This window comes from Helicobacter pylori, assembly GCF_003638305.1.
In the GTDB taxonomy this organism is placed as follows: Bacteria; Campylobacterota; Campylobacteria; order Campylobacterales; family Helicobacteraceae; genus Helicobacter; species Helicobacter pylori_DJ.
This window is the reverse complement of sequence record NZ_MVYP01000013.1, coordinates 15067-28042: the sequence shown is the minus strand read 5'-3', so window position 1 is coordinate 28042 and position 12976 is coordinate 15067. Positions and strand designations below refer to the sequence as shown.

Genomic DNA, 12976 nt, shown 5'->3' with positions numbered 1-12976 from the left:
TCCTTACCAAATGAGCGCTTCTTTTAACGCTTTTAAAATTTCTACTTCTTTATCATTCCCTTTAAATTTCACCACTTTTTCGTTGAAAAACTCCACTCCAACGCCGTGTAAATTTTCCAAAGTCTCTTTAATATCCACGCCCATTTTTTCTAGCGCTTCTACATTGAGCGTGTAAGATTCGTTTTTGCATCCCACTAAATCGCTGTATTGTTCATCATACGCTAGGGGTTTGTCGTTGTCTTCATACTTGATTTTTCTTAAAATCTCTTCATAGCTTTCTAATTCATAAACTTTGATTACCCCACCTTTATTAAATTCTTTGAGCGCGCCGCTTTTAAAACCGCCTATAACCTTTTTAAGGCGAGGCAAAATCACGCGCTCAAAATGCTCCCCCATTTCAATACCGATATACTTCCTTTTCAACTTGTGCGCCACCGTGCAAGTCGTCCCGCTCCCAGCGAAAAAATCGCACACGAGATCGTTTTCTTGGGTAGCGTGTTCTAAAATTGTAGCGATTAAACTTTCAGGTTTAGCGTTTTTAAATATTTCAGCAAACCCTAAAGAAATCAATTCTTTAGTTGCCACTTGGTTCATATAACAATTATCGCTAAATATCAAACTATCAAAAGTCTTTTTTGTGGTTTTTAAATCCTTCAAATAGCGTTTGTAAATAAAGCCCCTTTCATTATCCTTATGCTCTTTTTTAAAGCAAATCCGCCCCTCATCAATGTGTTTTTGTATCGTATTTTGCGAAAAACGCCAAAACCTACCTACAGGGGGATAATCCACTTTGTTTGTGTAAGGGTTAGTAACTCCAAAATACCCTGTTTTCATATTCCCACTTTTCGCACTAGGGTTATCATTAATCCACGCTCCATTAGGGTCGTTATCGGGGTTTTTGTAATTTTCTAAATTCTTTTCTCCTCCCAAGAGATTGACAAATTCTTTATTTTTCGCATAACAGAGTAAAAATTCATGTTGGTAATTGACGCCCGTTTTAGCGTCATTAGTCGTGCTTTTAGTTTTTCTAATGAAATCAGCTACAAAGTTATCACCCCCCCATTAAAGACTTCGTCCATGAGCGTTTTCAAGTAAGCCTGTTCGTTATCATCAATGCTCACAAACATTACGCCTTTATCATTCAATAAGGCATGTGCAAGCTCCAAGCGGTTTTCCATCATGGTAAGCCAGCTGGAGCGCTTGAAATTATCCGCATAAACAAATTCATTGTTTTGCGTGTTATAAGGCGGATCAATATAAATGCAATCAATGGCTTCTTTATAGCGGTTTTTAAGAGAGTTTAGGGCTTGGTAGTTTTCGCTTTTAATGAGCGTGCCGTTGATTTCATATTCATTGAATAAGCTTTTAATCTCTTCTTCTAAATCTTTAAAATAGAGGGTGTCTAGGGGTAAGAACTCGTTTTCTAAAAGATTGTCTGTAATTTTTAAATTCAAGTCTTGCCATTCTTTAACTTGTTTGGGGTAGTTTGGGTGGGTTGTGATTTTATTCAAATCGTAGTTTTTAGCTTTGAGTTTGTCTAGGCTCACGATGAAATGCGAGTTTAACACCAAGCGGGGTTTGTTCCAAATCTTACAGAGTTCGTTTTCAAACTCGCTCACTAATGCAATCACTTGCAACGCCACTTCTTTAATGGTGTTGATCTCATTAAGGCGTTTTAAATCAAATGCAGTCATTTCTTTAAAAAGGTATTCAAACAAATACAAATCCAATTGCTCTTTTAAAAACCCTAGCGCGTTTTTATGGATGAAATAATCCATGCTGCCTTGCTTTTTGAATTTCACAAACGCTTTTTTTAAAATTTCTTCATCAAGTTTGACGCCTTGATTGGAGCATTCTTTTAGGATTTCATTCGTTTTTGTTTGAGTCCCCTTACTGCTAAGAGTAACGCTAAAATTCAAGGTGTTAGTTTTTGTGTCTATATCTTTTAAATCAAAGATTAAATCCACTTTTTCATTATACTTTTTGCTTTCTAGTAAAGAAGTGTCAAAGTTAAAAAGAATACCCTCTAATTCAAAGCAAAAATCCTTATAAATCGTTTCGCTTTTCACATAATAGAGATCTTTGGTTTTATAAAATAAAGCGGTGTCTTTTTTAAGGGAGCATTTTTCATAATCGCTTTTGGTATAAAGGCTGTCATAAAGGGGCGTGTCGTTGAAATAAATCCCTCCATTAGCGCTGAAATAACGCTTGAAAAAGCTATAGAGTTTGTCAAACAATTCTTCTTTGAGATCGTTGTTATCTTGGCATTTTAAATCAATGAGTTTTTTTAATTCTTGTTTTTTATTGTGGTAATACTGGCTTTTAGCCTTCATGAGATTGATCATGCCACTTTTTAGCACTCTAGCGTTAGGATCTAAAAGGCTTTCTTGTTGGTCTTCAATCTTAACGCCTATGAAAAGGTTTTCTAAAACTTCATAAAATTGCGCTTCGCTCGTTTTCATTATCACGCTCCTTAAAAATATGGAAAGTATTATAACAAAGCCCACCCATTAAGCGCTACAATACCCCCATGCAAAAAAAAGATTTTTTACTAGAAGACGATTACCTTTTAAGCGAGAGCGTTAAGGCGTTTGGCTTGTTGAAATTTTAGATTGCCTTGACTGACTCATTTTTTTAAAATACCCCTATTTCATTGTAAAATTGTCTCTGTGAAACCCATTGAAGTTTAATAAAAGGTAAAAATAAGATTGAATATCAATAAAGTGTTTTATCATAGCAGCACCAACATGAATGAAGTGCCAGATAATAGCGTGGATTTGATCATCACAAGCCCGCCTTATTTCAACATCAAAGATTACACGAAAAATGGCACACAAGATTTACAGCATTCAGCCCAACATGTTGAAGATTTAGGGGCGTTAGAAAAATATGAAGATTATCTTTTAGGTCTTTTAAAAGTTTGGCTTGAGTGCTACAGAGCGCTAAAACCCAATGGTAAGCTATGTATCAATGTGCCTTTAATGCCCATGCTTAAAAAGGTTTTAAACACGCACTATAACCGCCATATCTTTGATTTGCATGCTGATATTCAACACTCCATTTTGCATGATTTAAATAATACGCTAGAAAACAAGCCTAAAATGTTCTTACTAGATGTCTATATTTGGAAACGCGCAAATCCTACTAAAAGATTGATGTTTGGGAGCTACCCTTATCCTAGAAATTTTTATGCGCAAAATACTATAGAATTTATCGGCGTGTTTGTCAAAGACGGCAAGCCCAAACAACCCACAGAGGAGCAAAAAGAACAAAGCCAATTGACTCAAGAGGAATGGGTGGAATTTACCAAACAAATTTGGGAAATCCCAATCCCTAATAAAAACGATATTGCTTTTGGTAAGCATGCGGCTTTAATGCCGGCTGAATTAGCAAGGCGTTTGATTAGATTGTATAGTTGCGTGGGCGATGTGGTTCTAGATCCATTTAGCGGGAGTGGGACAACCTTAAGAGAAGCAAAGCTTTTAAAAAGAAATTTTATAGGTTATGAACTCTATGAAAATTATAAGCCCTTGATTGAGCAAAAATTAGGAAACTTGTTTGATTTTGAATAAGATTTATATAGAAGATGTTTTCACATTTTTAGACAAATTAGAAGATAAAAGCGTTGATTTAGCCATTATTGATCCTCCTTACAATCTTAAAATTGCTTCATGGGATAGTTTTAAAAATGATGAAGAGTTTTTAACATTTTCTTACGCTTGGATTGATAAAGTGCTACCCAAAATCAAAGATACGGGGAGTTTTTATATTTTTAATACCCCCTTTAATTGCGCTTTATTTTTAGCGTATTTGTGCCAAAAAAAAGCGCATTTTTTAAATTTTATCACTTGGGTTAAAAAAGATGGGTTTGCCAACGCCAAAAAGCGTTATAACCACGTGCAAGAAAGCATTTTATTTTATAGCATGCACAAGAAAAACTACACCTTTAATGCCGATGAAGTGCACACCGCTTATGAATCTACTGAACGCATCAAGCATGCTCAAAGTAAGGGGATTTTAAAAAACAACAAACGCTGGTTCCCCAACCCTAAGGGCAAATTATGCCTTGATGTGTGGGAAATCACTTCACAAAGGCATGTTGAAAAAGAGAATGGTAAAATCCTTAAGCCAAAACACCCTAGCATTAAACCTAAAGCGCTCATTGAGCGCATGATAAAGGCTAGCTCCAATGAAAACGATTTGATTTTAAATTTGTTTAGCGGCAGTGGCATGATTAGCTTAGTGGCTAAAAGTTTAGGGCGTAATTTTATAGGGTGTGAGAGCCATGCTGAATATGTGCATGAGAGTTTGGAAATGTTTAAGTATAATGAATACAAATCCCAACACAATCGTTACGATCAAAATAAAATTAAAATTATTATTCAAGCTATTTTCAATGAAGTGGGAGAAGATTTTTTGCAAATCCGCACCACCGATATGAGCAAACGCCCTAGCAATATCATAGGCGAAGAGGTTTATGCAAAAGTGGTTGATAATATCTGTAAGTCTGAAATGCCTCAAGATAATTTAGGAAAAAAGAATCAAGTAACCCAAGATAGCTTGAGAAAAAATCTTTTTGTGGATATGCATAGAATGGGGTTGATTGAACGCTACAATAAAAATAAAGAACCTACAAACCCCTACATCCAAAGCAATATTAAATATATCAGTTTAACTCCCTTAGCCATAGAATTTTTAAACGCGCAGGATTTGTTAAGAAAAAATTTTTGTTACACGCAAGCTTTAGAAAATCTTTTACAGGGTTTTGGGGCAGAATGCAGAGAGGTGATGATAGAGCTTGAAAATCATTATTTAGACATTGAAGAAATGATGTTTTTTGTTACATTTTTAAATATTGAAAATTTTACTAGAAGTGAAATTATAGAATATGTTAGAGAGTATAGGAGTTTAAGCCGTATCCAAAAAGAAAAATTAAAAGAGTTAGTGCAAAATTATTGCAATCCTAATCATTTTGATGGGAATAAGTTAGACAAGAGAGATTATCATAATTGGAAAAATCAAGCCCAACAAATTTTTAGCTTGCTAGAACAAAGCGTGTTTTTTGAAACCAATAAAGAGAGGCTTATTTTAAAAACGCTCAATGAAGAAAACAAACAAAACGATAAAAAGCTCAAACGCTCCATTAAAGAAAAAGCCCTTTATTTTGAAAAACATGGCGTTAAAAAAGAAAAGGGTTTTGAGTTGCACCATATTGTGCCTTTATGCTTGGCCCGCTCTGTAGAAGAGTTTGATCTTTTGGATAAATGGGAAAATTTAATCTATATTGACGCTTTTAACCATGCGAAGATATCTCAAACGCAAAATAAACATATTTGTTTGTATTTTGAAAATTGCGATGTGATTTTATCTAAAGGCTTAAAAGAAGAACAAGAAAGCCTTTATTTTACTTATATTGAAAATGTGTTATATAAACTTGATTTACAAAATGTCATGCTGAAATACAATAAAGATTTATTATATTCTAAAAACGGCTGATAAAATAAAGCGGTGTCTTTTTTAAGGGAGCGTTTTTCATAACCGCTTTTGGTATAAAGGCTATAGAATTAGCGCTACAATACCCCATGCAAAAAAAGATTTTTTTACTGGAAGACGATTACCTTTTAAGCGAGAGCGTTAAGGAATTTTTAGAGCATTTAGGCTATGAAGTGTTTTGCGCTTTTAATGGGAAAGAGGCTTATGAAAGGCTCTCTGTTGAGCGTTTTAACCTCTTGCTTTTAGACGTGCAAGTGCCTGAAATGAATAGCTTGGAATTATTCAAGCGCATCAAAAACGATTTTTTAATCTCTACGCCTGTGATTTTTATCACCGCCTTACAGGATAATACTACCTTAAAAAACGCTTTTAATTTAGGAGCGAGCGATTATTTGAAAAAGCCTTTTGATTTGGACGAATTGGAAGCGCGTATTAAAAGGTTTTTCAATGATGATCCCATAGAAATTATGCCTAACATTTTTTATCACCAACATTCTTTGGATATTAAAGGGAAAAAGGAAATCCTAGCGCCCAAAACCGCACAACTTTTAGAATACTTTTTAGAGCATAAAGGGCAAATCATCAGCTCTCAAGCGTTAGAAAACAACTTGTGGGAACAAGCGATTGATGATTCCACCTTACGCACTTACATTAAAGTGTTGCGCAAGCTTTTGGGTAAAAATTGCATAGAAACGCATAAGGGGGTGGGCTATCGCTTTAACCCACTATGAAAAAAAATCCCTCAAGCTCTTTTTAGGGGCTTATTTAGGCTCTTCGTTTGTGTTAATGCTAGTGATTAGCGTTTTAGCGTTTAACTATGAAAAAAACGAAAAAATCAAAATGATACGCATGGACATGGACAAAATGGCTTCCAAGATCGCTAGTGAAGTGGTTGCCTTGCACATGCAAACGCATGCGGATTACCAAAACGCTTTAAACGCCCTCATTTCACGCTATAAAGACGCTTCCATAGCGCTTTTTGATAGTAAAAAGCGTGTTTTATATTCTAATATCCCTGAAAGTGCGGATCTGATTAAAACCCATAAAGAGGCGGGTTTTTTTAGTTTTAAGGGGGAATATTACCTGTTCAGCGATGAAACTTTCGCCCATTTAGGCGTGGCTAAAATGCTTTTTAAAAATTCTAAACCCCTTCATTTTTCTTCTTTGTATCGCAATATTGTTTTAGTGTTTGTCATAGCGTTTTTATGCGTGATAGGGGTTTCTGTGTTTTTGGGGCGTTTGTTTTTAAAGCCCATTAGGAATGAAATCATTCGCATCGATCATTTTTTAAAAAACACCACGCATGAATTAAACACCCCCATGAGCGCTTTAGTCTTGTCTTTAAAAACCCTAGAAGACAGCCAACAACACCGCCGCATTAAAATCGCTATCCAGCGCATGAGCTTTTTATACCGCTCGCTCTCTTATTTAGTGATGCAAGATATTGAGCGCGAATCCTTTGTGCTTTTGGATTTAAAAGCCCTAATTACCAAAGAAAACACGCTTTTTAGCGAGATGATAGACTACCACAAGCTGGAATTTAAAAGCGATTTGGTGGGAGTGGAATTGAAGGCTAAAGAGCAGGATTTCCTTTCGCTTTATAGCAATTTGCTCATGAATGCGATCAAATACAGCGTCATGCATGGGTATATCCACATAGAGCTAACGCCTGAGTTTTTGAAAGTGAAAAATTTAGGGTATGAAATCCCTAAAGATAAGATTAAAGATTTGAGCGTTCGTTACGCGCGTTTCAATTCTAGCGTGTTGGGTTATGGTATAGGGTTAGATTTAGTGAAAAAAGTGTGTGAAAAGTATAAAATGCGTTTAGAAATTCATAGCGAACCCTCTTTAAAAGGATCGTTTCATGAAAATTCGTTCTGTATTCATTTCCAAGGATAAAAATGCTTTCAGTGTATGAAAAAGTGAATGCCCTAGACAAAAGGGCGCTTGAAGAATGGCTTTTAAGCGAAGACATTTTAATGGAAAACGCCGCTATGGCTTTAGAAAGGGCGGTTTTAAAAAACGCTTCTCTAGGCGCTAAAGTCATTATCCTTTGTGGGAGTGGGGATAACGGAGGCGATGGCTATGCTCTAGCCAGGCGTTTAGTGGGGCGTTTTAAAACGCTAGTTTTTGAAATGAAATTAGCCAAAAGCCCCATGTGCCAATTGCAAAAAGAAAGGGCTAAAAAAGTAGGGGTAGCCATCAAAGCATGGGAAGAAAAGAATGAAGATTTAGAATGCGATGTGTTAGTAGATTGCGTGGTAGGGAGCGCTTTTAAGGGCGAATTAGAGCCGTTTTTAAACTTTGAAAGCCTTTCTCAAAAAGCGCGTTTTAAAATCGCTTGCGACATTCCTAGCGGGATAGATTCTAAAGGCAGGGTGGATAAGAGGGCGTTTAAGGCGGATACGACTATCAGCATGGGCGCTATCAAATCATGCTTACTAAGCGATAGGGCTAAAGACTATGTAGGGGAATTGAAAGTGGGGCATTTGGGGGTTTTTAATCAAGTTTATGAGATCCCAACAGAGACTTTTTTACTAGAAAAAAGCGATCTCAAACTGCCCTTAAGGGATAGAAAAAACGCTCACAAAGGCGATTATGGGCATGCGCATGTGCTTTTAGGTAAGCATAGTGGGGCGGGGTTATTGAGCGCTTTAAGCGCGTTAAGTTTTGGATCTGGGGTGGTGAGCGTTCAAGCGTTAGAATGCGAGATAACTTCTAATAACAAGCCTTTAGAATTGGTTTTTTGCGAAAATTTCCCTAAAAAGCTCAGCGCGTTCGCTCTTGGCATGGGGTTAGAAAATATCCCAAAGGATTTTAAGAAGTGGCTTGGATTAGCCCCATGCGTTTTAGATGCGGGCGTTTTTTACCATAAAGAGGTGTTGCAAGCTTTAGAAAAAGAAGTGATCTTAACCCCTCACCCTAAAGAGTTTTTATCGTTATTAAAATCAGTGGGGATCAATATAAGCATGCTAGAATTACTAGACAATAAGCTAGAAATCGCAAGGGATTTTTCTCAAAAATACCCCAAGGTGGTTTTGCTTTTAAAAGGGGCTAATACCCTAATCGCTCATCAAGGGCGAACTTTTATCAACATTTTAGGGAGCGTGGCTTTGGCTAAAGCAGGGAGTGGCGATGTGTTAGCGGGGCTGATTGTAAGCCTACTTTCTCAAAACTACACGCCTTTAGACGCCGCTATTAACGCAAGTTTGGCGCACGCCCTAGCGGGTTTGGAATTTAAGAATAATTACGCTTTAACGCCCTTAGATTTGATAGAAAAGATCAAACGACTATAAAAGGATAAAAATGGATCATTTAAAGCATTTGCAGCAATTGCAAAACATTGAAAGGATCGTGCTTTCAGGCATTGTGTTGGCCAATCATAAGATTGAAGAGGTCCATAGCGTTTTAGAGCCTAGCGACTTTTACTACCCGCCTAACGGCTTGTTTTTTGAAATCGCTTTAAAACTGCATGAAGAAGATTGCCCCATTGATGAGAACTTTATCCGCCAAAAAATGCCTAAAGATAAGAAAATCGAAGAAGAAGATCTAGTCGCTATTTTTGCGGCAAGCCCCATAGATAATATTGAAGCCTATGTGGAAGAGATTAAAAACGCCTCCATTAAACGAAAACTTTTTGGCTTGGCTAACACCATTAGAGAGCAAGCCCTAGAAAGTGCGCAAAAATCCAGCGATATTTTAGGCGCTGTGGAGCGAGAAGTCTATGCGTTATTGAATGGCAGCACGATTGAGGGCTTTAGGGATATTAAAGAAGTGCTTGAAAGCGCAATGAATCTCATTACAGAAAACCAAAGAAAAGGGAGTTTGGAAGTTACTGGCATACCGACTGGCTTTGTCCAATTGGATAATTATACGAGCGGTTTCAATAAGGGGAGTTTGGTCATTATAGGGGCAAGGCCGTCTATGGGTAAAACCAGTTTGATGATGAACATGGTCTTAGCTGCACTCAATGACGATAGGGGGGTAGCGGTTTTTAGTTTGGAAATGTCCGCAGAGCAACTCGCTTTAAGGGCGTTATCGGATCTCACTTCTATTAACATGCATGATTTAGAGAGCGCAAGGCTTGATGATGATCAATGGGAAAATTTAGCCAAATGCTTTGATCACCTTTCGCAAAAAAAACTCTTTTTCTACGATAAAAGTTATGTGAGAATAGAGCAAATCCGCTTGCAACTGCGAAAGCTTAAATCCCAACACAAGGAATTGGGTATCGCTTTTATTGACTATTTGCAACTCATGTCAGGGAGCAAAGCCACTAAAGAGCGCCATGAGCAAATCGCTGAAATTTCAAGGGAGCTTAAAACCTTAGCCAGAGAATTAGAAATCCCTATCATAGCGTTAGTGCAACTCAACCGCAGCCTGGAAAATCGAGACGATAAACGGCCCATCCTTTCGGATATTAAAGACAGCGGAGGGATTGAACAGGACGCTGATATTGTTTTATTTTTGTATAGAGGCTATATCTATCAAATGAGGGCTGAAGACAACAAAATAGACAAACTCAAAAAAGAAGGCAAGGTTGAAGAAGCGCAAGAGTTGCACCTAAAAGTGAATGAAGAAAGGCGTATCCACAAGCAAAATGGCAGTATTGAAGAAGCTGAAATCATTGTGGCTAAAAACAGGAATGGGGCTACAGGAACGGTTTATACGCGCTTTAACGCTCCTTTCACGCGCTATGAAGACATGCCTATGGATTCTCATTTAGAAGAGGGGCAAGAAACTAAAATAAATTATGATATAGTTACAACTTGAAAGATAAAACCTTTCATGGGGCGTTTGAACTTCTTTCAACCCCCAAAGAATACTTATGGTGTGGGGTTATTTTAAGCCTTTTGTTGGCGATCAACCTTTGTTTAGAATACTTGAATTACCAAAAGCTTGATTTTTCAAAACCTACAAGCCTGAACGCTCAAATCTTATTACAATACCCTAAAACGAAAGATCAAAAAACCTATTTTGTCTTAAAGCTCCAATCTAAGGGCATGATCTTTTACACCACCATTAAAGAGCCTTTAAAAAACCTCCAATACCGCCACGTGCAATTTTTTGGCAAAATCAAGCCTTGTTCGTTCTTAGAGTCTCTAAAATCATGCTTTTTTCAAACTTATTCTTTTTCTTTAACACGAAAACACAATTTCAAATCGCATTTGCGCCATTTCATTGATAGTGCTCATGAAAACGCTTTGGTGGGTAATTTGTATCGAGCGTTATTCATAGGGGATAGCTTGAATAAAGACTTAAGAGATAGGGCTAACGCGCTAGGGATCAACCACTTACTAGCCATTAGCGGGTTTCATTTAGGGATTTTGAGCATGAGCGTGTATTTTCTTTTTTCGCTTTTTTATACCCCCTTACAAAAACGCTATTTCCCTTACAGGAACGCTTTTTATGATATAGGGGTTTTGGTGTGGGTTTTTTTGCTGGGGTATTTATTGCTATTAGATTTTTTACCCTCTTTTTTCAGGGCGTTTTTAATGGGCTTATTAGGGTTTTTGGCATGCTTTTTTGGGGTAAGGATCTTGAGTTTTAAACTTTTGGTTTTAGCGTGCGGTATCGCCATAGCGTTACTCCCTAAATTGCTTTTTAGCGTGGGGTTTTTGCTTTCTGTTTGTGGGGTGTGGTATATCTTTTTATTTTTAAAACACACTCAAATTTTTTTTAAAACCTCTTCTTTTTGGATGCGATTTTTTCAAGCGATCGCTTTAAGCGTGTTAGTGTTTTTGAACATGCTCATTGTTGCGCATGCCTTTTTCCCTATGTTTTCGCCCTACCAGCTCTTTAGCATTCCTTTAGGCTTGATTTTTATCGTGTTTTTCCCTTTGAGTTTGTTCTTGCATGCGGTGGGTTTAGGGTCTTTATTGGATAATATTCTAAGCATGCCTTTAACCATCCCTACGATTTCGGTTTCTTCACCCTTATGGCTTTTAGGGGCGCATTTATTTTTAACGATTGTGAGCGCGCGTTTTTTTAAGGTTTATTTAAGCATGAATGTTTTAAGCGCGGGCTTTTTCTTGTATTGTTGCTATCAATATATTATAATGCCTAGTTCAATTGTGGGTTAGAAAAGTCATTTTATTAGGGATCAAATAATTGCTTAAAAAAATCACGCACCAAATCAAAGCTTTAAGCGAATTGGTCGCTTTGGAGCATACGATATTTTCTAGCATGTTTTTACTCATGGCTATGGTCATAAGCTCCTATCAAAAAAATCAAACGCTCTTTTTTGGGTTAGAAACCTTAATCCTTTGTTTTTTAGCCTTACTAGGGGCGAGAAACTTCGCTATGGGGTTTAACCGCTTGGTGGATAGGGATATTGATAAGGATAACCCAAGGACCAAAAACCGCCCGAGCGTGGATGGTAGGATCAGCGTTAAAGGCATGGTGGTTTTTAGCGCTTTAAACGCCCTTTTATTCGTGGGGGTGAGCTATTTCATTAACCCTTTAGCGTTCAAGCTCTCGTTACCTTTTTTAATCATTTTAGGGGGGTATTCGTATTTCAAACGCTTTTCTTCTTTGGCGCATTTTATCGTGGGTTTGGCTTTGGGTTTGGCCCCCATTGCAGGAAGCGTGGCGGTTTTAGGAGCGATCCCTTTATGGAATGTCTTTTTGGCTTTAGGGGTGATGTTATGGGTGGCTGGGTTTGATTTGCTCTATTCTTTACAAGATATGGAGTTTGATAAAGAAAGGGGCTTGTTTTCCATTCCTAGCCAATTAGGGGAAAAATGGTGCTTGAATCTTTCAAGGCTCTCACACTTTGTAGCACTGATCTGTTGGCTTTTTTTTGTGAAATGCTATCATGGGGGGCTTTTTGCGTATTTGGGCTTAGGGGTTTCAGCCTTGATCTTACTCTATGAGCAGATCTTAGTGGCCAGAGATTATAAAAACATCCCTAAAGCCTTTTTTGTGAGCAATGGCTATTTGGGGGTGGTGTTTTTTATTTTTATTGTCCTTGATGTGGGGTTTAAGCATGCATGAGTTGGTTTTAAGATCCCAAGCTTTAGGGTTTGAAACGCGCTTAGTCCAGTGCGATTTATCGTTCTCTCATGAAAGGTTTATTTCTAAAAGTAAACGCTCTTTAGCGGTGTTAGAAGAATTTGATTGGTTAAATTCTGGCTTTGATTTTTCACGCTTGAATGTTGAAAATGACACTCTAGAATTGCTCAAAGCGCTGTATTTCAAGCTAGAAAAATTAGAAAGCCTGCTTTTAAAAGAAAACCTGCTTGAATTGGAGCAAAATAACCGCATCATCGCTTTAGGGCATGGACTCATTTGCCTGAAAAAACAAAGCCTGATAGTGCCTCAAACTTACTATGGGCGTTGCGTGTTAGAGGGGAAAATCCTAGCCTTTTTTGGCGTGGCTAGGGATAAAGATTTTTTAGAAATCACTCGCATGCACGCTTTAGATATTAAGCGTTACGATTCTTTCATTGTTGATAGCGAAAGAAAAGGCTTGAAATTATGA

Annotated in this window: 11 protein-coding genes and 1 pseudogene; 10 read left to right on the top strand and 2 right to left on the bottom strand. The window is 37.4% G+C overall.

Annotated elements, in window-relative coordinates:
* Positions 1 to 3 precede the first annotated feature (3 nt).
* Together EAL04_RS08215 and EAL04_RS08210 are read right to left on the bottom strand one after the other, a co-directional pair.
* Positions 4 to 1032 carry a DNA methyltransferase gene (locus EAL04_RS08215; RefSeq protein WP_120974089.1) on the bottom strand — a complete coding sequence of 343 codons (1029 nt, stop codon included), beginning with the start codon at positions 1030 to 1032 and terminating at the stop codon, positions 4 to 6.
* Positions 1033 to 1040: 8 nt separating this feature from the next.
* On the bottom strand, positions 1041 to 2462 hold the full coding sequence (locus EAL04_RS08210) for a DNA methyltransferase (RefSeq protein WP_120974087.1): 1422 nt from the start codon (positions 2460 to 2462) through the stop codon (positions 1041 to 1043).
* 246 nt (positions 2463 to 2708) lie between these two features.
* On the opposite strand from EAL04_RS08210, the gene EAL04_RS06360 reads away from it, so the two are divergent.
* The 10 genes and pseudogenes from EAL04_RS06360 (at position 2709) to EAL04_RS06320 (ending at position 12976) form a co-directional block, all read left to right on the top strand.
* The gene (locus EAL04_RS06360) at positions 2709 to 3572 is read left to right on the top strand and encodes a DNA-methyltransferase (RefSeq protein WP_021304183.1); all 864 of its coding nucleotides are present in this window, start codon (positions 2709 to 2711) and stop codon (positions 3570 to 3572) included.
* A pseudogene (locus EAL04_RS08145) lies at positions 3559 to 4338 on the top strand (DNA methyltransferase); the annotation flags it as partial. The gene EAL04_RS06360 and the pseudogene EAL04_RS08145, both read left to right, overlap by 14 nt.
* Positions 4315 to 5496 (top strand): restriction endonuclease subunit R, encoded by a 1182-nt coding sequence (locus EAL04_RS08140; protein WP_240454723.1) that lies wholly within the window; start codon positions 4315 to 4317, stop codon positions 5494 to 5496. The pseudogene EAL04_RS08145 and the gene EAL04_RS08140, both read left to right, overlap by 24 nt.
* An 86-nt stretch (positions 5497 to 5582) precedes the next feature.
* Positions 5583 to 6224 carry a copper response regulator transcription factor CrdR gene (crdR, locus tag EAL04_RS06350; RefSeq protein ID WP_108322083.1) on the top strand — a complete coding sequence of 214 codons (642 nt, stop codon included), beginning with the start codon at positions 5583 to 5585 and terminating at the stop codon, positions 6222 to 6224.
* Positions 6190 to 7392, top strand: a complete 1203-nt coding sequence (gene crdS, locus EAL04_RS06345; protein WP_120974083.1) for a copper-sensing histidine kinase CrdS — start codon at positions 6190 to 6192, stop codon at positions 7390 to 7392. Before crdR ends, crdS begins: the two co-directional genes overlap by 35 nt.
* Before the next feature lie 2 nt (positions 7393 to 7394).
* Positions 7395 to 8789 (top strand): NAD(P)H-hydrate dehydratase, encoded by a 1395-nt coding sequence (locus tag EAL04_RS06340; protein WP_120974081.1) that lies wholly within the window; start codon positions 7395 to 7397, stop codon positions 8787 to 8789.
* Positions 8790 to 8799: 10 nt separating this feature from the next.
* Complete coding sequence (locus EAL04_RS06335) at positions 8800 to 10266, top strand: replicative DNA helicase (RefSeq protein ID WP_120974079.1); 1467 nt, start codon at positions 8800 to 8802, stop codon at positions 10264 to 10266.
* Entirely contained in the window at positions 10263 to 11576 is a 1314-nt protein-coding gene (locus tag EAL04_RS06330; RefSeq protein ID WP_162982516.1) for a ComEC/Rec2 family competence protein, read from the top strand. The genes EAL04_RS06335 and EAL04_RS06330 overlap by 4 nt, the downstream gene beginning before the upstream one ends.
* A gap of 70 nt (positions 11577 to 11646) precedes the next feature.
* Positions 11647 to 12489, top strand: coding sequence for a menaquinone biosynthesis prenyltransferase MqnP (gene mqnP, locus EAL04_RS06325; protein WP_240454721.1), 843 nt, complete (start codon positions 11647 to 11649; stop codon positions 12487 to 12489).
* Positions 12482 to 12976, top strand: a complete 495-nt coding sequence (locus tag EAL04_RS06320; RefSeq protein ID WP_205585822.1) for a hypothetical protein — start codon at positions 12482 to 12484, stop codon at positions 12974 to 12976. The genes mqnP and EAL04_RS06320 overlap by 8 nt, the downstream gene beginning before the upstream one ends.